Annotated in this window: 18 protein-coding genes; 3 read left to right on the top strand and 15 right to left on the bottom strand. The window is 70.4% G+C overall.

Translation table 11 applies throughout. The annotated features are described in order from the left end of the window. Positions 1–101: 101 nt before the first annotated feature. The gene (ftsH, locus tag GKO32_RS11530; protein WP_154756822.1) at positions 102–1,988 is read left to right on the top strand and encodes an ATP-dependent zinc metalloprotease FtsH; all 1,887 of its coding nucleotides are present in this window, start codon (positions 102–104) and stop codon (positions 1,986–1,988) included. A gap of 146 nt (positions 1,989–2,134) precedes the next feature. Next, complete coding sequence (locus tag GKO32_RS11525; protein WP_154756821.1) at positions 2,135–3,553, top strand: wax ester/triacylglycerol synthase family O-acyltransferase; 1,419 nt, start codon at positions 2,135–2,137, stop codon at positions 3,551–3,553. Here the strand turns inward: GKO32_RS11525 and GKO32_RS11520 are convergent. Both GKO32_RS11520 and GKO32_RS39725 read right to left on the bottom strand, forming a co-directional pair. Next, entirely contained in the window at positions 3,550–5,805 is a 2,256-nt protein-coding gene (locus GKO32_RS11520; RefSeq protein WP_154756820.1) for a heavy metal translocating P-type ATPase, read from the bottom strand. The two genes, GKO32_RS11525 and GKO32_RS11520, sit on opposite strands and share 4 nt — an antisense overlap. Further along, positions 5,802–5,924, bottom strand: coding sequence for a hypothetical protein (locus GKO32_RS39725; protein WP_281353818.1), 123 nt, complete (start codon positions 5,922–5,924; stop codon positions 5,802–5,804). Before GKO32_RS39725 ends, GKO32_RS11520 begins: the two co-directional genes overlap by 4 nt. 155 nt (positions 5,925–6,079) lie before the next feature. Here GKO32_RS39725 and phoU point away from each other — a divergent pair, with 155 nt between their 5' ends. Then, complete coding sequence (phoU, locus tag GKO32_RS11515; protein ID WP_154756819.1) at positions 6,080–6,733, top strand: phosphate signaling complex protein PhoU; 654 nt, start codon at positions 6,080–6,082, stop codon at positions 6,731–6,733. A gap of 138 nt (positions 6,734–6,871) precedes the next feature. Here phoU and GKO32_RS11510 read toward each other — a convergent pair whose 3' ends face one another. From GKO32_RS11510 to GKO32_RS11455, 13 genes are all read right to left on the bottom strand, one after another. Then, positions 6,872–7,636, bottom strand: coding sequence for a slipin family protein (locus GKO32_RS11510; protein WP_154756818.1), 765 nt, complete (start codon positions 7,634–7,636; stop codon positions 6,872–6,874). A 151-nt stretch (positions 7,637–7,787) separates the two neighbouring features. Then, the gene (locus GKO32_RS11505; protein WP_154756817.1) at positions 7,788–8,465 is read right to left on the bottom strand and encodes a CBS domain-containing protein; all 678 of its coding nucleotides are present in this window, start codon (positions 8,463–8,465) and stop codon (positions 7,788–7,790) included. A 4-nt stretch (positions 8,466–8,469) separates the two neighbouring features. After that, positions 8,470–8,736 (bottom strand): DUF1876 domain-containing protein, encoded by a 267-nt coding sequence (locus GKO32_RS11500; RefSeq protein ID WP_154756816.1) that lies wholly within the window; start codon positions 8,734–8,736, stop codon positions 8,470–8,472. Between the two features lie 324 nt (positions 8,737–9,060). Then, a complete protein-coding gene (locus GKO32_RS11495; protein WP_154756815.1) occupies positions 9,061–9,330 on the bottom strand; it encodes a DUF1918 domain-containing protein in 270 nt (89 codons plus the stop codon). A gap of 15 nt (positions 9,331–9,345) precedes the next feature. After that, positions 9,346–10,209, bottom strand: a complete 864-nt coding sequence (locus GKO32_RS11490; RefSeq protein WP_154756814.1) for a universal stress protein — start codon at positions 10,207–10,209, stop codon at positions 9,346–9,348. After that, positions 10,206–10,799 (bottom strand): CBS domain-containing protein, encoded by a 594-nt coding sequence (locus GKO32_RS11485; protein ID WP_312867805.1) that lies wholly within the window; start codon positions 10,797–10,799, stop codon positions 10,206–10,208. The genes GKO32_RS11490 and GKO32_RS11485 overlap by 4 nt, the downstream gene beginning before the upstream one ends. A 20-nt stretch (positions 10,800–10,819) precedes the next feature. Next, a complete protein-coding gene (locus GKO32_RS11480) occupies positions 10,820–11,404 on the bottom strand; it encodes an Rv1733c family protein (RefSeq protein WP_154756813.1) in 585 nt (194 codons plus the stop codon). A 173-nt stretch (positions 11,405–11,577) separates the two neighbouring features. Beyond that, positions 11,578–11,736, bottom strand: a complete 159-nt coding sequence (locus GKO32_RS37950) for a hypothetical protein (RefSeq protein WP_166459494.1) — start codon at positions 11,734–11,736, stop codon at positions 11,578–11,580. Further along, positions 11,733–12,749, bottom strand: coding sequence for an Acg family FMN-binding oxidoreductase (locus GKO32_RS11475; protein ID WP_154756812.1), 1,017 nt, complete (start codon positions 12,747–12,749; stop codon positions 11,733–11,735). Before GKO32_RS11475 ends, GKO32_RS37950 begins: the two co-directional genes overlap by 4 nt. Positions 12,750–12,870: 121 nt before the next feature. Continuing rightward, the gene (locus tag GKO32_RS11470; protein ID WP_154756811.1) at positions 12,871–15,507 is read right to left on the bottom strand and encodes a bifunctional acetate--CoA ligase family protein/GNAT family N-acetyltransferase; all 2,637 of its coding nucleotides are present in this window, start codon (positions 15,505–15,507) and stop codon (positions 12,871–12,873) included. A gap of 24 nt (positions 15,508–15,531) precedes the next feature. Next, entirely contained in the window at positions 15,532–15,888 is a 357-nt protein-coding gene (locus GKO32_RS11465) for an adenine nucleotide alpha hydrolase family protein (RefSeq protein ID WP_154756810.1), read from the bottom strand. 104 nt (positions 15,889–15,992) lie between these two features. Beyond that, on the bottom strand, positions 15,993–18,245 hold the full coding sequence (gene ppsA, locus GKO32_RS11460) for a phosphoenolpyruvate synthase (protein ID WP_154756809.1): 2,253 nt from the start codon (positions 18,243–18,245) through the stop codon (positions 15,993–15,995). Further along, entirely contained in the window at positions 18,242–18,514 is a 273-nt protein-coding gene (locus tag GKO32_RS11455; protein WP_154756808.1) for a hypothetical protein, read from the bottom strand. The genes ppsA and GKO32_RS11455 overlap by 4 nt, the downstream gene beginning before the upstream one ends. Positions 18,515–18,577: the final 63 nt, after the last annotated feature.

Below are 18,577 nucleotides of genomic sequence, written 5' to 3'. Positions count from 1 at the left end.
GGCCTTCGGGCATCGCCGCTGAGGACTTTTGACGGTCGCGACCACCGTCGCGCGCACAGTTGTCTGTAGCCAGTTGCCCAGGTGCGGGAAGGACGCTCGTCATGTCACGTACGGCGAAACCAGGGCCGCCGCCGGATCCGGTGCCCAAGCCCGAGCCGCCGAAACCGCCGGGCTGGCGTGCCTGGCTCATGCCGCTGGCGCTGCTGGCCACGATGGCGCTGCTGTTCCTGCCCACCATCCTGTCCGGCACGACCAGCACCGCGGCGGTGTCCTACAGCGACCTCCTGACCAAAGTGGACGCCGGACAGGTCAAGTCGGTGGAGATCGATGACAAGGGCTCGCTGACCGGCACCTTGCGGGACGGCTCCGAGTTCACCAGCCAGGTCCCCACGGCGCTGGGCGACGCCCAGCTGGACCAGCAGCTGCGCGCCAAGAACGTGCAGATCACCGGGAAAGTCAGCTCGTCGGGCACGTCGTGGTCGAGCATCCTGATCTTCCTGCTCCCCGTGGTGCTGATCATCGGATTCCTCGCCTGGACCGGCCGCAACGCCCAGCGCTCACTGGCCGGCGGCCTCGGCGGGTTCGGGCGCTCGAAAGCCAAGATCATCGAAGCCGAACGACCGACCACCCGGTTCGCCGATGTGGCCGGCTACGAAGGCGTCAAGCGCGAGGTCATGGAGGTCGTGGACTTCCTGCGCGACCCGGGCCGCTATGCCGCCGCCGGCGCGAAGGGGCCGCGCGGGGTCATCATGGTCGGCCCGCCGGGCACCGGAAAGACACTGCTGGCCCGCGCAGTGGCCGGAGAGGCCAGTGTGCCGTTCCTGTCGGTGACCGGATCGGCGTTCGTCGAGATGTTCGTCGGTGTCGGCGCCTCGCGCGTGCGGGACCTGTTCACCGAGGCCCGCGACCGCGCGCCGTCGATCATTTTCATCGACGAGATCGACGCGGTGGGCAGCCGCCGCGGGCCGGGTAACGCCGGTGGCAACGACGAGCGCGAGCAGACGCTGAACCAGTTGTTGTCCGAACTGGACGGCTTCGACCAGAGCAGCGGGATCGTCGTGCTCGCCGCCACGAACCGGCCCGAGACACTCGACGCCGCACTGCTGCGGCCCGGTCGCTTCGACCGCCAGGTTACGGTGCCCCTGCCGAACCAGGCCGAACGCGAGGCGATCCTCGAGGTCCACACGGCGGGCAAACACCTCGCACCAGACGTCGACCTGGTGCGGATTTCCCGTGCCACGCCTGGATTCTCGGGCGCGGACCTGGCCAACCTCGGCAACGAGGGCGCGATCAACGCCGTCCGCGACGACCGCACCACGATCACCGCCGCCGACCTCGACGCCGCCAGGGACCGAATACTGCTCGGCCGCCGCGAAACCTCCAACGCACTGCTGCCCGAGGAACGCCACTCGGTGGCGGTGCACGAATCCGGGCACGCGCTCATGGCCGCACTGTGCGAGCACGCCGACCCCGTGGACCGGGTCACCATCCTTCCCGCCGGCCTGGCGCTCGGCGCCACCGAACAATTACCCGAAGCCGAGCGGCACCTCTACAGCGAGGCATACCTGCGCGACATGCTCGCCGTCCGGCTCGGCGGCCGCGCCGCCGAACTCGTCGTGTTCGGCCAAGGATCCACCGGCGCCGCCAACGACCTCTCCGGCGCCACCGAAGTCGCCACCAAGATGGTCACCGAGTTCGGGCTCTCCCCCGCGCTCGGCCCGGTCGGCTACCCGGCGGCCGAGCCCGCCTACCTGCCGGGAACACCCGCCGCCGCGGCACACCGCTACTCCGAGGCGACACAGCGGCTGGTGGACCAGGAGGTTGCCCGTCTGCTGCGGGAGGCCGAGGAACACGCGGTGCGGACACTCGGCGAGCACCGCGACGCACTGGACCGGCTGGCCGGCCAGCTGATGGAGCTCGAAACCGTCGACGGGAGCCTCGTCAAGGCCGCCCTCCGCGCCGAAATCGTGCACGTCCCGGCCCACTGAAGACGCCGGCAAGGAGACCCGCCATGCGTATCGCGTTGAGAGTCGCCACCGCGGCCGTCGTGCTTAGCCCGGGCGCCGCCGAGGCGTCCGGCCGGCCGCTCCCGGTGCCGGGCGGCGTGGTCGACATCGCGCACTGAGGAGGACCGATGGAACGGCTGAGTCCACTCGATGCCGCGTTCCTGGAGATCGAGGACGAGGATCCGGCTGCCGCGCTCGCGATCGGCTCGATCGCGGTCGTCCGTGGTCCCGTGCCCGCGCACGACGAGTTGGTCGCCGCGTTCACCGCGCTGCTGCCGTTGGTTCCCCGCTGGCGGCAGAAGGTCCGGCACGTGCCCTTCGACCTCGGCCCGCCCGTCTGGGTCGACGCCACGACATTCGATCCCGCCCGTCATTTCCACCGCCTCGCGTTGCCTGCACCAGGTGACGAGGACGCGTTGTGCGACCTGATCGCGCTGATCATGTCCGAACGTCTGGACCGCAGCCGGCCGCTCTGGGAATGCTGGGTGGTCGAGGGGCTCGAGGGCGGCCGCTGGGCGATCGTGTCGAAAGTGCACCACTGCATGACGGATGGCGTCTCGGGTAATCGCCTGCACGACGTGTTCTTCCGGGAGCACGAGACCGCGCCGCCACCCGGCGAACCCGAACCCGAGCCCAGCGCCGCACAGCTGCTGATGCGGTCACTGCGCGGGCTGGTGACCGGTCCGCTTAGCGAGCTGGGGCTCATGGCGGGCGGTCTGCTCGCGCCCCGCAAACTGGCCCGGCGTGCCGCCGAGGCGGTGCGTGGCCTCGGTGCGCTGGCGCCGGCGCTCATCCCGGTCACCCCATCGTCCCTGTCCGGCCCGATCGGCAGGCAACGGCGATACGAGCTCGCGCACGTGTCCCTTCCGGAGATCGTCGCGATCGCCAAGACCTTCGGTGTGACGGTGAACGATGTCGTGCTCGCGGCCATGAGCGGCGCGTTCCGCGAGGTGCTGCTCACCCGTGGGGAGAAACCCGCACCCGACACGCTCCGGGCCCTCGTGCCGGTGTCGGTCCGGGCCGGCGCCGGAGCGACCACAATGGACAACCAGATATCGCTGATGCTGCCGCTGCTGCCGGTGGACCTTGCCGATCCGATGCGGCGGCTGGTGGCGGTGCACGAGCGGGTCGCCGAGCTCAAGGGGCGCAAGGAGGCGCAGGCGGGGCTCGCGGTCACCACGTCGGCGCAGCACGGGCCGTTCGCGCCGATCGCGTGGGCGGTGCGGGCCGGGGCGAAGCTGCCACAGCGCAGCATTGTCACCGTCGCCACGAACGTGCCCGGACCGCGGCACCGGCTCGCCGTGCTGAGCCGGGAGATCGAGGAACTCTACCCCTACGTGCCGATCGCATTGCGGCTTCGCACCGGCGTCGCCGTGCTCAGCTACGGCGAGCGCATGTCGTTCGGCGTGACCGCGGATCTCGACAGCGCGCCGCAGGCGCACCTGCTCGCCGACACCATCGAACGCGACATCGCGTGGCTCGCCGAGCAGGTCAGGTTGCAGGCGGTCAAGCGGAACTCGGTGCCGTCAGCAGTCCCGGACTCTTAGCCGGTGGCGAGGGTGAAGTACGCCTCTTCCTCCTGCGCGAAATGCAGGGTCAGGATCGCGTCGAGACCGTAGAGGGTCGCCCGGAGATCGTCGACCTGGTCCGGCTGGATGGTGTCCGGGGACTCGCTCAGATGCCTGCCGAGACGGCGGATCAGTCGCTGGATCTCGGCATGTTCCCGGCTCATCGTGACCGTCCCTTCCGCACTGCCCAGCACGACACCGAGCGCCGGGTACAGTTCGGTCTCTTCCGCCAGTTCGTGGGGCAGCACGCGTTCGGTCAGCAGCCGGTACGCGCGCCGGACCGCGGCGTCGGCGGCCAGGCTCGCCCCACCCGTGAGCGCGTCAGCGGCCTGCCGCACCGCGGCACGCGCGGGCATGAGTTCCTCATGCTCGCGAGAGAAACGCCGCAGGAGCGGATCCACGCTCGACGATGGCCGGTGGCGACGGAGCGCACGCAGCGCGTTGAGGATCACCGCGACATCGATCGCCTCCTGCACCACCGCGCCGATCACCGGAACCAGCCACCCCAGCGCCGCAGCCGTCATCGCGCACAGCGACAGCACCGTGCCGATCCCGGCGCTCTGCACGGCGATGCGGTGCGCACGGCGGGCGATCTCGACCGCATCGGCGAGCCGGTCGATCCGGTCGTCCAGGATCACCGCGTCACCCGCCTGTGCCGCCGCGGTCGACCCCCGCGATCCCAGCGCGATACCCACGTCGGCGGCCGCGAGGGCCGGCGCGTCGTTGACCCCGTCGCCCACCATCACCGTGACGTCACTCCGCTGTTCAGCGCGCACCCGTTCGATCTTGTCCGCCGGGGTGGCCTCGGCCTGCACCTCGTCGACCCCGATCAGGTCCGCGACCTCGGTGGCGTTGTCGACCCGGTCGCCGGTCAGCAGCACCACCTTGCGAAGCCCGGAGGCACGCAGGCGCCGCATCGTGCGGGAGGCGTCCGCACGGATCCGGTCCCGCACCAGCAACGCCGCGATCGGCCTGCCCTCGCGCTGTACCCAGACGATCGACGCGAGATCCAGCCGGCCCCGCCGCGTGGCGCCGGCGACCCAGTCCGGCACGACAGCGCCGGCAGACAGCCGGCCCACGCGCACCTCGCGGCCGTCGACAACACCCGTCGCGCCGCGCCCCGGTTCCTCACCGACCGACCCGGCACCAGGCAGAGTGATCCGGGCCCGGCGTGCCGCGCGCAGGACAGCGCCGGCGAGCACATGCGGCGAATACTGCTCCACGGCGGCGGCCGCGGCGAGCGCGTCTTCCACCGTCGTTCCCGGTGCGCACAGCACGTCGAAGACCTCCGGCCTGCCCTCGGTGACGGTGCCGGTCTTGTCCATCGCCAGGGTGCGGGCGCGGCCCAGCAGTTCGAGTGCGGCACCGCCCTTGACGACGACGCCCGAGCGCGAGGTACGGGACATCCCGCCGGTCACCGCGACCGGGACGGCAAGCAGCAGCGGGCAGGGGGTGGCGGTCACCAGCACGGCGACGGCCCGGTCCGGGTCGCCCGTCAAGGCCCAGGCGACGCCCGCGATCAGGAGTGCGGCGGGCAAGAACCAGGCCGCGATGCGGTCGGCCAGCCGCGCGACCGGCGCACTGCCCGCGGCGGCCTGCTCAGCCAGACGCACCACACCGGCGTACGTGCTGGCCTCGGCCGTGGCAGTGGCTTCCACATCCAGCGCGGCTCCCATGTTGACCACGCCGCTGCGCACCCGTTCCCCCGCATGCCGTTCGACGGCCGCGGACTCCCCGGTCAGCGCCGATTCGTCGAACTGGCCCTCGCCGATCAACAGCCCGTCCACGGGCACGATCTCGCCGGGCAGCACCACAATCCGGTCACCCGCGCCCACCTGCCCCACCTCGACGGCCTCGATCCGGCCGTCGCTGTACACGTGGGCCTTGCTGGGCGCCCGTTCGAGCAGCGCCGACAAGTCGCGTCCGGCGCGACGCTGCGCGGCCGCCTCCAGCAGCCGCCCGGTCGCGACCATGACCGCGATGATCGCGCCCGCGAGGAACTCGCCCACCGCAAGCGTGCTCGCCAGGGCAAGGACCGCCAGCAGATCGGCACCCCAGCGGTGACGACGCAAATCCGCGACAACCCACACCAGGGTCGGCACCAGGGCCGTGACGTCCGCGACGGCCCACAGGACGTGAGCGGCGAACGCCGCAAATGGCCACGCTGCCCCGCCCGCCGCCAGCAACAGCGTCACCGCCACCAGCAGCAGCGACTCCCGCGGCCACCTCATGATGCGCGGACGCGCACGTCGCCGACGTCGATCACCCCGGTCATCAGCCCGACCGCGCCCGCCAGCACCGGACGGCGCCGGGCCACGACATGCGCACCACGCCAGTCGATCCTGCTCATGATCCCACTTTTGCGCTCTCCCACGAGCAAAGACAGGGCACGATGTCCCCACCGGGTACGACGTTTGCGGCACCGGCTCCGGTGACCAAAGTCCCTGTGGTGGAGCGCAAGGCCCGTCCTACGTTGTGCTCGATCCGAGGACGAGGAGATGGGCCATGCGCACCGCATACCACCAGGAACTCGCATATTTCCAGGACCGGCTCGGCGATCTCGCCCAGCTCGCGGAGACCGCGATCCAGGAGGCGACGAAAGCCCTGCTGGACAACGACATCGAGGCGGCACGGGGACTGACCGCGCAAGGCGAGACGATCGCCCGGCTGCACCGCCTCGTCGACGCCGACGCCGTGACACTGATCGCGCGGCAGCAACCGGTCGCCTCCGACCTGCGCATGATCGTCGCGGGCCTGCGCATGAGCGGGGACCTGGACCGCATGGGCGCGCTGGCCCGGCACATCGCGGAAATCGTCGAACGGCGCCATCCCACCCCCGCGGTGCCGGAAGCCCTGCGCTCCACCATCGCCGAGATGGGCGAACTGGCGCAACGAATGGCAGCGAAGACCCGCGAGGCGTTGGCGAACCAGGACCCGGCCGCCGCCCGCAAACTCGATGCGCAGGACAATGCGATGGACCGCCTCACGACCGCACTCGAGCCATTGATCCTTGCGTGCGAGCCGCCGGTGACCCTCACCGAAGCGATGGACCTCGCCCTCCTCGGCCGGTTCTATGAGCGATTCGCCGACCACACGGTCGCGCTCGCCACACGCGTCGCCTATCTGACTGGCGCGCCACAAGAGGACCTCAGTGTCTGAGGCACGGCCTCGCCGAGGGCACAGTCACCTTCGCCCGCGCACCACGCCCGGCGCCGGGCAAAGACGTGGACGCGACCATCGTCATGGGGATCAACGACGGCTCGCTCACCGACCTGACAGCCGGTGGCGCCTTGGTGCTCATTCAGCCGCATACGCCGCCGGCACGATCCCATCCGCCCGCGCGCCCGTCTCCCGGTCCACGAAGGAGTTCAAGGCGCGGAAACTGTCCATCAGCTGTGCGGGGAACACGATCGTCGAGTTCCGCTCGATGGCGATCTCCCCCAGCACCTGCAAATTCCGCAGCTGCAACGCAACCGGGTGCCGCTGGATGACGTCGGCCGCCTCGGCGAGCTTCCCGGCCGACAACGCCTCACCCTCCGCCGCGATGATCTTGCCGCGCTTCTCCCGCTCAGCCTCGGCCTCCCGTGCCATCGCCCGCTGCATCGACTGCGGCAGCTCGATGTCCTTCAGCTCCACCAACTCGACGAGCACTCCCCACCGTTCGGTGGTGATGTCGAGGATATCCTTGATCGACTCGTTCAGCTTTTCCGTCTCCGACAGCACATCGTCGAGATTCGACCTGCCCACGACGTTGCGCACGGTGGTCTGCGCGATCTGGCTGATTGCGTCCTCCACGTTCTCGATCGCGACGATCGACTGGATCGGGTCCACCCGGCGGAAATACGCCACCGCGGCCACTCCGATCGACACGTTGTCCTTGGTGATGACCTGCTGGGACGGGATCGGCATGGTCACCGTCCGCAGGCTCACCTTCCGCATCCGGTCGGCCAACGGGATCATGAACTGGATACCGGGCTCCCGCACCGGACGGATCTGCCCGAACCGAAACACCACGCCACGCTGGTACTGGCGAACGATCGCCACGCCAAGACTGCTCACCATTGCCTCCCTTGGTTGTCTCGGTGCTGATCGTGGGCAAGCGGGGATATCGCCGACAGGGCACGAGGGCATTCATCCGAGTGGCCAAAGGCCACCCGCATGCGGGCGTTGCGCACTACGCCGCGCGGCGCCGGTCAGCTCCGGCACCGCGGGGTCACCAGCCCAGAATGCCGCGGTTGTCCGCCTCGGCGGGCTTGAGGTGCGTGTCGTCGAACGCGAACGTCAAACGGTCGACCACGTCGACGACACCGGGGACTCGGCGCGTCAGCGAGACGGCCAGGCGCACAGAGCTTTTGCGGTCCAGCTCGCCGGTCAGCGTCACCACGCCGTTCTCGACCGAGACCGCCGCCTCCGCCTGCTTCCCGGATACCAGCAGTATCTCCTCGAACACGTCCAGCACGATCTCCGCGCGCAGCGCCTCGTCCCCGCGGGCGAACAAGGCGACGAGGTCCGCGCGGCTGACGATGCCGACGAGCTTGCCGTGGCGATCGATCACGGGAAAGCGCTTCACACGTTCGTTCGTCATCCGGCGTGCGCCCTCCACAATGGATTTGCCGGCCTCGATAGTGCGCGCAGGCTTGGTCATGACCTGCTCAGCCGTCCGCGCGGCGTAACGCGCCTTATCCCGGCGCGACCAACGGCCGGGCGGGACCTCCTTCGGCAGGAGGTCGGCCTCGGATACCACGCCGACCACGGTGCACTCGTCATCCACGACCGGAACGGCGCTGACCCGATGTTCGGCCAGAATGGTCGCGACCTCCTTGACCGGCGTCGTCCGGTGCACGGAACGGACATCGGTGGTCATCACATCCTGGATCTGTAAGGGTTTCATCGCTTCACCGTTCCAAGTGGGCTTCCCGGTGGGTGATGGCCTCGATGTCTTCGGCTGTCGCGTCGAGCAGCCGGTGCGCCAAGTCGGCCAGCGCGCGTGACACGGCAAGTTCGTCGCCGATCTCGGGTACGTCGGCGTCGCGCGGGTTCAAGCGCGCGACGCCGGTGCCGACGAACCCCGTCTCGTCCGGGTTGTGCAACCGGGCCTGCGCACGGGTGCGATTCTCGTGTTCGTCGATGAAAATCTCGACTCGCCACTGCTTCTCACGCATGATCTGCCTCCTCTGGTGTCACAGGGTTTGCGTCCCCACCCGCAAATCGGTCTCGACCTCTACCCCGGCGGCAGCCTCCCGGGCCGCCCAACCCACAACGCCCACCAGAATCAGGTGCCGCGCCCCCGTATCAACCATGAAACGAGCATGCTGCGAAGCCGCGGCGTTCGGGCAGGGCCTCGCGTCCCCCACCGGCAGGGACCAAGGACCTCGTCATCGGGCGCGGTCCCGGATTGGTAACGAACGGCACGGTCTTCGTGGTCACGGCCACCGGAAGCCGGCCCCGGCCGGCGTGCACCCCGACGACGAGGCTCTTCGTGGTCTTCAGGGTTTCCTCCTCGACCCCACGATTTCGTGCTGGATGGCCTGGAACCGGATGCGCTGCCGCGCCTCGGCGGCGGCGAGTTCGTCCGGGGTGAGCACCTGGGCGTCGGTGCCCGGGAAGAAGGTCGAAACACGGTCGTCCTGCATCCAGTGGACGACGTAAGGTGGCGCGCCCTCGGGCGAACCCACTTCCATGATCCGGCCTCGTTGTTCGGCACCGCCGACCGTACGACTCTTGACGACGATCCAGTCGCCTGCATGTGCCCGCATCGCGCGCTCCTTTGCCTACCGGCGGATGACCAGCACGGGGCAGCCCGCGTGCTGGATGAGTGCCTGGCTCGTCGAACCCAGCAGCAGGCCGGTGAATCCGCCGCGGCCCCGGCTGCCGACGACGACCATCCGGGCCCGTCTGCTCCACTCGAGCAAGCGCTGTCGCGGGCTGTCCTGCTCCACCACGGGCCGGACCTCGACGTCGGGGAACTTCTCCTGCCAGCCCGCGAGCGCCTCGGCCAGCACGCGGGTCTCCGCCTGCCGTACCGGCTCGACGTCGAACGGCGCCAACGCCCCGGCGAAAATCCGCGCCGCATTCAGATCCGCCCACACGTGCAACGCGACCAGGGGTGCGCCGTGCACCGACGCCTCCTCGAAAGCCAGCGCCAGCACCGCTTCCGAGGCGGGCCCACCGTCCACTCCGGCCACGACCGGCGCCTCGCCGCCGCGCTCCTCGCCGCGGATCACGGCGACCGGACACCGGGCATGCGTGGCGAGCGCCGTGACGACAGACCCGACGACAAGGTCGCCGAGCACACCGCGCCCTGCCGAACCGACGACCATCATCCGCGTGCCTTCGGACCGGCGCAGCAGCAGCGGCACCGCAGCCTCGTAAACGGACTCCTGCTCGGTCACCAGCCGCGGATGCCGGCGCTCGGCGCCCTCGACGGCCGCCCGCACGATGCTCTCCGACTCGCGGCGGTGCGGATCCAGCCAGTCGCCGGGCGGCTTCGTCTCGCCGTCGAAGGCCCCGGGAATACCGAATGCGTTCACGATGTGCAGAGGGGCGTGCCGCAGTGCGGCTTCAGCGGCCGCCCATGCGGCGGCCCGGAGCGACTGCCTGCTCCCGTCGACGCCGACCACGATCGGGGTGTTCATGCCTGCTCTTCCTGGTGTTCGATCTCGCCGACGTAGCACCGCGCACTGATCACGCCCGGCACCCCTTCCGCAAGCAGGACCGCGGCCTCACGGTCGGCTTCGCTGTCGAACCGGTCCACGATCGTCACCGCACCGTCGTGCACATCCACCAGCCACCGGTCTTTGCTGCCGAACACGGCGAGCCGGGTTTGCACGTCGTAGGCGAGCACCTGGTCCGGCCTTGCGAGCACCCGCAGGAAATCCCGCCGTGTCACCACGCCGGCGAGCCGGCCCCGGTCGATCACGGGGAGGCAGCGGAGGTGCTCATCGATCATCAGCCGAGCCAGCACTGCCGCGTTGTCGTTGACATCGACCGACCTCGCCGGGGCCGTCATGACTTCGTCGACCGTGCGGGCCACTCGGTGCGGCTCGCCGGGGAAGCGGTCGGCCACGAAATCGGCCTCGGTCACGATCCCCACCACCCGGTCATCCTCGTCCACCACCGGCAGCGCGGTGAACCCACGCTGTGCCAACGTGTGCTCAACGGCCTTGACCGGCTCACCGGGATGCGTGACCACCGCCGGTGAGCTCATGATGTCGCGCGCCCTCACGATGTCCTCCTCGTCTTTGGTCAGGAATGGCTGTGCCCGATGCGCAGCGCCATCCACTCGCGCTCCCACTGCTGCCGCCTTCGGCGATCCAGCAACGCCCGCGCCACACCGAAAGCACCGCCGGCAAGCGCGGCGAAACCCAGCCAGGTCACCACTCCGGTCGAGACGCCCACCGTGAGCGCATCGCCTGGCTGCGGTGGCGGCGCCACCGCGTTGCCCGCCCGGTCCAGCCAGATCGGGACCCGGGTGCCCTTCGCGGCGCCGCGGTCGGTTGGCGCCAGGCCCGTGCGTTCGGTGCCGTCGGGGAGCCACCAGGTCGCCTCGGCAGCCGCCAGGCTGTTCGTCGGAACGCCTTGCGGTGTCACGATTTGCGGAGGCGCGTCCGCCAGCAGCACGGCGGTCGCGGGGTGCCGCTCGGCGACCGCTGAGTCGGCGACCGCACGCTGCGCCTGATAGGTGTGGGAACCCAGCGCCCAGGCGAAGGGAACCGCCAGGACGATCAACAGCACCGCCAGGACGAGCAGGGCGTTCTCCAGCCGATCGACCGACCGCACGAGCGGATTCCGGCCCAGCTGAGCCAGCCGCCACCATCGCTGTCCGTTCACGTCACCGCCCCCTTCCGGTTTCGAGCCTTCCCCGCGACGCGCACCGGGCGAAGGGTCCTTCGGCCTTTCCGGGAATGCCCGAGGCCCCGTTCTGGTCGGGGTTTCCCACGGCCTTCGCCTCGATGGCCGCGCCCCGTGGTGTCCGCGGACACCGAGCTGGGGACTTGACCCGCCTACTGTTTCACCCTCCGGCGGCCGCGCGAGGCGATCGCGCCGATCAGGTCGATGGCGAGGCACACGAACAACGCGACACCCCAGTTGTTCCACGGACCCCACGCCGCGACGTCGGGCGTGTGGTAGATCAGCCAGACAATCAGCCAGATCACGGTCATCGATCCTCGCCTCCGTCCATCCCGGACGTGGGCACCGACCCGCACTCGGTCCGGCGCGTCACGGCCTCCGCGGGCCTGCGCCCGGTCGGCGGACTGGGATAGCCGTACCCCAGGCGCAGCATGGCCTGCGGGTAGGTGTGCCCGCCCACCAGCTCGCGCAGGGCTGTTCTGGTCGCGGGCATCTCGATCGGCTGTGACAGGAACGAGGCGCTCACGCCCATGGACGCGGCCGTCAGCAGAACCCGCTGCAGCGCCTGGCCGGTCCGCACGTGCGCCAGCGGTGTGTCCGTGAAGGACCCGAGGACCACCACCAGCGGCTCGGGCTCGTACGGCCGCTCCATGCGTTGCCGCGGATTCCCGTACTGGCGCAGCGACAGCAACGTTCCGGCCGGCGGCCGCGGACCACCGGCATGCACCGGCACTCCCTCGTCGCTTTCGTGGCTGTCGGTGGTCCAACTGCTCAACTCGTCTTGAAAGGCCGGGTCCTCGCTCTGCAGGTGCTCGGCCCGCCGCAGCAGCGCCGCCGCCTCGTCGAGCGATGCGGGTTCGTTCAGCAGGACCAAGTCGGCGCCCTCCTTCCGCGCCGCCTGGATCAGCGCTTCCCGCACTCCAGGCGGAACCGCCTGGTCGGCGAAGGGGCGGCGGTTGCTGCGCCGCCGGACGATCGCGCGGGCCAACTCCGCATCAACCGGCGTCGGCCGGTACAGGGCGCCGGCCTGCACGACCGCGAGACACTCCGGCGCCGCCCGATCCGGAAGCAGATGAACGACCGGTCGCCGTCCGGCGGCGCGCAACGCGACCCGCATGTTCAGGATCGCCGCGCCGCACGACAGGCGCGCTTCCCGGCCCTCCGGGTCGACGATCGCGAGCACCCGCCGGGGATCGAGGAACACCGCGACCCGATCCCCGTCGACCTCGAAATACCACGGCTGAGTGTTGTGCGGCGACGGCGCCCATACCGCCGCTTCCAGCGCCGTCACAAGGGGACCCCGGGCGAGACCAGTACCGGACATCGCAACACTCCTCACGGTTCACCAGTGCACGATTCCCGCCACGGCCACACTCCCCAGAGAGGATGACGTCCCCGCCCCACGGGACTTCGGTCCTCGGCGCATTCGTACTTGGTGAACCTCCTCAGGTCCGCAGTCGCCGCAGAAACGGGTCGGCGGGTGTGCGGGGTTCGATGCGGATGCGCGCGTCGAGCGCAAGGCATCCGCTCCCAGTCACCACGAGCGGGTTGAGGTCCAGTTCCGCGACCTCCGGCAACAGCTCCGCGAGCCGGCTCACCCGCAGGAGCACCTCCCGCACCGCGGTCCGGTCGAGATCTCCGAACAGCATCGCCGACGACCGCAACCCATCCAGCAACCGGTCGGCGTCGGTGCCGGTCAGCGGGGCGAGCCGAGCTGCCCGGTCGGCGACCAGATCCGTGTCCGTGCCGCCGAGCCCGAACACGACCAGCGAGCCGAACACCGCGTCGGAGCTGATGCCCACGAGCAGCTCCCGGCCGCGCGCGGCCATCGGTTGCAGGACCGCGCCATGCCACGCGGCGCCGAACTTCCGACGCCACTCGCGGACGACCTCCCGCACCGTGGCCTCGTCGGTGACGTCGAGGACAACGCCGCCCTGGGCGCTCTTGTGCACCACGCCCTCGACATCGGCCTTCAGTACCACCGGCGGCTGCAGGGTCCCGAGGACGGCGACAGCCTCGTCCTCGTCCACCGCGTACCGGGTCTCGACGGTTGGAACACCGAAGCAGCGCAACAGTTCCGCGACCTCCAGGGGCGCGAGCCAGCGGCGACCGCGTGCGAGGCACCGGCGCACCAGCGCCTCCGCACGAGATGCGTCCACAGTGGCCGGCTCCGGAGCCGGATCGTCCGGCGCCGCCCGCCACCGGGCGTACCGGGTCACGTTGCCGAGCGCCGCTGCGGCGTCGGCCGGATCCGCATAGCTTGCCGTCGCAGGTCCCTGCTCGTCCGGGAGCGGTTCGACGTGGCCGAGCTGCCCGAGGCGGACGGCCAGCACCGGTTTGCCCGAGCCGCGAGCCCGCCGCGGCACGGCGACCGTCGGGTCGCCGAGCGCTGTCGGCACCGTCGCGGCGAGCACGGCGTCCACGCCCGGGTCGGCGAGGACGGCGTCGAGGCAGGCGCCGAACGTCTCCGCGTCCACGCCGGCAGTGGTGTCGATGGGGTTGCGCAGCGAGGCCTGGCCGGGCAGCAGCGCACGCAGCGCGGCCTCGGTTTCGTCTCGCACGTCGGGCAGGGTCAATCCGTGGCGGGCGCAGGCATCCGCGGCAAGGACCCCAGCGCCACCCGCGTTGCTGACGACGGCAACCCGGTTGCCGGCGGGCAGCGGCTGCCAGGACAGCGCCGCCACCGTCTCGACCAACTCGCTGACGGTGTCGACGGCGATGACCCCGGCCTGCTCGTAGAGCGCGTCCCTGGTGACCGCCGGCGTGGCCGCGGCCGAGGTGTGCGACGCGGCCGCGCGCTGGGCCACTTCGGTGCCGCCGGTGCGGATCGCGACAACCGGCTTGGTCCGCGCCAGCGAGCGGGCCAGCCGCCCGAACTTGCGCGGGTTGCCGAACGACTCCAGGTACAGCACCGCGATTTCGGTCGCCGTATCACGCTGCCACCACAGCAGCAGGTCGTTGCCACTGACGTCGTACTTGTCGCCGGTGGACACCAGACTCGACACGCCGATCCCCAGCCGCCGCAACGATTCCAGCAACGCGATGCCGAACCCGCCGGACTGAGTCACCACGCCCACCGGCCCCGCCGGAACCGTACCGGGCACGAACGTCGCGTTCAGTGCCGCGCCCGGATTCGCCACGCCGACGCAGTTCGGCCCGACCAGCCGCATCCCGTAGGTCCGGGCGGCGGCCACGACACGCGGGCCAAGCTCGCTGCCGGTCAGCCCGGCCGAGATCACCACCACCGCGCGCACACCGCGTTTCCCGCACTCCTCGACCGTCTCGGGCACCGCCCCGGCGGGCACGCACACGACCGCCAGCTCGGGACACTGCGGTAACTCCAGCACCGAAGCGGCACAAGGCACCCCAGAAATCTCGGTGGCGTGCGGATTCACCGCGAACAACGGCCCGGCAAACCCGCCGTCGAGCAGATTGCGCAACACCGCATGCCCGACCGAGCCGGCTCGGCGGCTTGCCCCGATCACCGCGACCGAGGCCGGCCGCAACACCGCCCGCAGGCTCGCCACATCCGCAACCCGTTCCCGCTCGGCGAGCGCCGACCAGTAATCCTCTCCCGGTTCCAGCACCAGCACGAACTGCCGCTCCGGCCCATCCGGCGTCATCCGGTATGGCAACCCCAGGTCGGCGAAGACGCGGACCATCTTGCTGTTCCCGGCCAGCACCTCCCCGGTGAACCGGCGGATGCCCTGGGCGCGCGCCAGCGACACGAGGTGCTCCAGCAACACCGTCCCGACGCCGTGCGCCTGGGCACGACCGTCCACCGCAAGCGCCACCTCCGCCTCGGTCGGATCCGCGGACACCTCGAAATGCGCCACCCCGACCAGACGGTTCTGGCGGAAAGCGCCGACGGCCCCGTGCCGCGGCCCCGGCTCGCCCGCGATGCGCGCGCTGAGCTGGTCGAGCCGGCCCGGTGCGCCAAAGAAACGCAGGTAGCGATCGTGTTCGTCCAGGCCCTGATGCAGGGCGAGCACGGCGGCGGTGTCCGATGGACGCAATGGCCGGACGAGGACGACCTCACCGTCGGCCAGTACCACGCTCGAACCGGGCTGAGTACGTTCCATGGGGCCTCTCTCGGTCTTCCCGGCTCAGGCCCAGGTCCAGTTGCGGACTTCGGGAAGGTCTTCGCCGTGTTCGCGGATCCAGTGGTGGTGTCGTTGCCGGGTTCCGGCCATGACCTGACGGACACCGCCGCCACGTCCGGAGGGGCCGAGCACGATCATGCGCGCCCGCCTCGATTCCTCGACCAGCAACGGGATCGGCGGAAACCGCTCGCGCACGGTCTGCACCCCGGCCCCTGCGGCAACAACCTCCTGCGCCACCCCCGCGGCCCGCGCCAGATCTTCGTGCGCTGCCGCCTCGAGCACCTCGAACGCGTCGGCCGGAAAGGGCAGCCCGGGACCATGGAAGCCGAAGGCCGCGTCATAGCCAGGGAAGTCCGTCATGATGCCTCTCTTCCCACCGCAGGGAACGCTGGAGAAGTCCCACCGGGAAGACAGCAGCCGAGCGTCCCGAGGTTCGAGGACTTCCGGCCCGCACCCCAACGCTGTCACGTGTGCTGGTGCGCGTGTTCGAGCAGCAGGCGACGTTCGGAGGAGGCGATGACCGCGCGAGCGGGGCCGACGGCGTCGGGGTTGACCGAGATCGAGGTGATGCCCAGGCGCACCAGGTGATCGGCGAACTCCGGCCGGTTGGACGGCGCCTGCCCGCACAGCGACGACGGGATGCCCAGCGACCGTGCCTTGCGCACGATCGTGCCGATCGCGTCAAGGACGGCCGGATCGGCCTCATCGAACAACTCCGCGCACTCGGCCGAGTCCCGGTCGACGCCGAGCATCAATTGGGTGAGGTCGTTACTGCCGATGGAAACCCCGTCGATACCCAGCCCCACATACTCGGGCAGCCAGTACATCACCGACGGCACCTCGGCCATGACCCACCGGTGCAGTCCGCGCTGCCGCCCGAGCGGGCTCTGCTCGACCAACCGCAGGCACTCCTCCAGCTCCCACTTCGTGCGCACAAACGGGATCATCAGATGCAGGTTCGGCGTCTGCTCCCGCACCCGCGCCAGCACCTCGAGCTCGAGCGCGAACAGGTCGGGCTGCCGGATGTACCGGTAGCAGCCGCGGTAGCCGATCATCGGGTTGTCCTCGTGCGGCTCATAGTCCGCGCCGCCGGTCAGGCCGCGGAACTCGTTGCTGCGCAAGTCGGTCGCCCGGTAGACCACGGGCCGCGGCGCGAATGGCCCGGTGATGCGTAACAGATTCTCCGTCATCGCGTCTACAAAGGACTTCTGCTCGCCATGAGCAAGCAGGTCCCGCGGGTGCCGCCCGCCCAGCGCCTCGGTCAGCATGAACTCCGCCCGCAGCAGCCCCACGCCATCGACCGGCAGGGCGGCCGCGTGCTCGGCCTGCTCGGGCATCGCGAGGTTGACGTAAAGCCGCGTCGCGATCGGCTCCAGCGCGACCTGGCCCGGCGTGGCGATCGGCTCGGTGCGGGTCGCCGTGGCCTTGGCGCCGAGCGTGATCTCACCAGCGCCCCCGTCAACGGTGACGATTTGACCGTTGCGCAGGACACTGGTGGCGTGCTCGGTCCCGACGACGCACGGCACGCCCAGCTCACGCGCGACGATCGCGGCGTGGCAGGTCATCCCGCCGCCGTCGGTGACCAGCGCCGCGGCACGCCGGATCGTGGGCACCCAGTCAGGGTTGGTCATCGGCGCGACCAGTACCTCGCCGGGCCGCAGCTGCTTGCCCTGCTGCGGTGCGGTCAGCACGCGCACGGCACCGCTCGCTGTTCCCGGAGAAGCGGCGAGGCCCTGCAGGAGCGACTTCTTGTCCGAAGTGGACTCGGTCAGGGTGGTGACAGGCCGGGTCTGCACCAGGAAGATCGCACCGTCCGGGTCGATCGCCCATTCCATGTCCTGCGGGCGCCCATAATGCTCCTCAACTCGCACTGCCAGCAGCGCCAGCTCCCGCACGGTTGTGGTGTCCAGCACGCGGCGCCGCGCAGCCTGCGGCGGCAGCTCGATCCGCTCATCCCCGCCCTCGCCGCGCACGATCTTGTACTTCTGCTCGCCGATCCGCGCCGACTCCACGTGGAGGCTTTTCTTGTCCACCACATAGGAATCCGGCTCCACCGCGCCGGACACCAGCGTTTCCCCCTGCCCGAACACCGCCTCCACGACCAGGCGTGCCCGGTCCGCGGTACGCGGATCGGCGGTGAAGATCACACCGGCCCGGTCGGCCTCGACCATCCGCTGCACCACCACCGCGATCGCCGGCTCGCCCGTGAAACCCCGCTCCGCGCGGTAGGCGACCACCCGCGGGGAAAACGCCGAAGCCCAGCAACCGAGCAGTGCCTCCACCACCGCGTCGTCGCCCCGAATGTTGGTGAACGTGGCATTCATCCCGGCGAAAGACGCGTCCGCGCTGTCCTCGCCCGTAGCCGACGAGCGCACGGCAACCCGGGTGTCCGGGCCCAGGCGGCGGTAGGCGGCCAGCACCTCCGCCCGGACCTCCGGGGCGAGCTTCGCCGTCCGTACCAAATCCCGCATTCGCGCGCAATTCCCGGCGAGCGTGTCCGGGTCGTCCGCGGCGGCCAGAGTCTCGGCATGCAACCGCGCGAGTTGCTCCCGCACCCCCGCGAAGTCCATACCTGCCCAGTAGGCATCGCGAAGGACGACAAAACCCGGCGGCACCGGAAACCCGGCGGCCGTCATCTCCCCCAGGTTCGCACCCTTGCCCCCAGCGGCGACCTCGTCGGCCGCTTGGATCTCCGTCAGGTCCTTGACGACGGTCATGCTGTGCCTCCCGTGGGTGCGAGGTTCGTCGCGGCGACGGCGACTTCGACGAGTGGTGGAACGCGCAGCGTGTTGTGCACGGCGCAACGGCGTGCGTGGCAACGGTTACGTGCTGCTCGGGGTCTGCCTACTTTTGGCCGGATTAGTAACTCGACCGGCGTGGGGCCGATGCCGCCGTCGTCGCCGGGCTGGTCTACCAGCACGACATGATCGCGGGTCTCGACCCGGAACTCGTCGCCCGCCCGATGGGTGACCGAAACCGTTGCCATCATGCACTCCCTCGTTCCGGCGCCCAGTCTTTCGACGTCACACCCCCGTTTCGAGAGCCTGAA

The sequence above is a fragment of the Amycolatopsis pithecellobii genome, assembly GCF_009707865.1.
GTDB classification, from domain to species: domain Bacteria; phylum Actinomycetota; class Actinomycetes; order Mycobacteriales; family Pseudonocardiaceae; genus Amycolatopsis_E; species Amycolatopsis_E pithecellobii.
The sequence above is the reverse complement of the archived record's forward strand: the minus strand, read 5'-3'. Positions and strand labels throughout refer to the sequence as shown.

Excerpts from the sequence above, each read along its gene's own strand:
- ftsH (WP_154756822.1), top strand. The coding sequence starts at position 102 with ATGTCACGTACGGCGAAACCAGGGCCGCCGCCGGATCCGGTGCCCAAG.
- GKO32_RS11525 (WP_154756821.1), top strand. The coding sequence starts at position 2,135 with ATGGAACGGCTGAGTCCACTCGATGCCGCGTTCCTGGAGATCGAGGAC.
- GKO32_RS11520 (WP_154756820.1), bottom strand. The coding sequence starts at position 5,805 with ATGAGGTGGCCGCGGGAGTCGCTGCTGCTGGTGGCGGTGACGCTGTTG.
- GKO32_RS39725 (WP_281353818.1), bottom strand. The coding sequence starts at position 5,924 with ATGAGCAGGATCGACTGGCGTGGTGCGCATGTCGTGGCCCGGCGCCGT.
- phoU (WP_154756819.1), top strand. The coding sequence starts at position 6,080 with ATGCGCACCGCATACCACCAGGAACTCGCATATTTCCAGGACCGGCTC.
- GKO32_RS11510 (WP_154756818.1), bottom strand. The coding sequence starts at position 7,636 with ATGGTGAGCAGTCTTGGCGTGGCGATCGTTCGCCAGTACCAGCGTGGC.
- GKO32_RS11505 (WP_154756817.1), bottom strand. The coding sequence starts at position 8,465 with ATGAAACCCTTACAGATCCAGGATGTGATGACCACCGATGTCCGTTCC.
- GKO32_RS11500 (WP_154756816.1), bottom strand. The coding sequence starts at position 8,736 with ATGCGTGAGAAGCAGTGGCGAGTCGAGATTTTCATCGACGAACACGAG.
- GKO32_RS11495 (WP_154756815.1), bottom strand. The coding sequence starts at position 9,330 with ATGCGGGCACATGCAGGCGACTGGATCGTCGTCAAGAGTCGTACGGTC.
- GKO32_RS11490 (WP_154756814.1), bottom strand. The coding sequence starts at position 10,209 with ATGAACACCCCGATCGTGGTCGGCGTCGACGGGAGCAGGCAGTCGCTC.
- GKO32_RS37950 (WP_166459494.1), bottom strand. The coding sequence starts at position 11,736 with ATGACCGTGATCTGGCTGATTGTCTGGCTGATCTACCACACGCCCGAC.
- GKO32_RS11475 (WP_154756812.1), bottom strand. The coding sequence starts at position 12,749 with ATGTCCGGTACTGGTCTCGCCCGGGGTCCCCTTGTGACGGCGCTGGAA.
- GKO32_RS11470 (WP_154756811.1), bottom strand. The coding sequence starts at position 15,507 with ATGGAACGTACTCAGCCCGGTTCGAGCGTGGTACTGGCCGACGGTGAG.
- GKO32_RS11465 (WP_154756810.1), bottom strand. The coding sequence starts at position 15,888 with ATGACGGACTTCCCTGGCTATGACGCGGCCTTCGGCTTCCATGGTCCC.
- ppsA (WP_154756809.1), bottom strand. The coding sequence starts at position 18,245 with ATGACCGTCGTCAAGGACCTGACGGAGATCCAAGCGGCCGACGAGGTC.
- GKO32_RS11455 (WP_154756808.1), bottom strand. The coding sequence starts at position 18,514 with ATGGCAACGGTTTCGGTCACCCATCGGGCGGGCGACGAGTTCCGGGTC.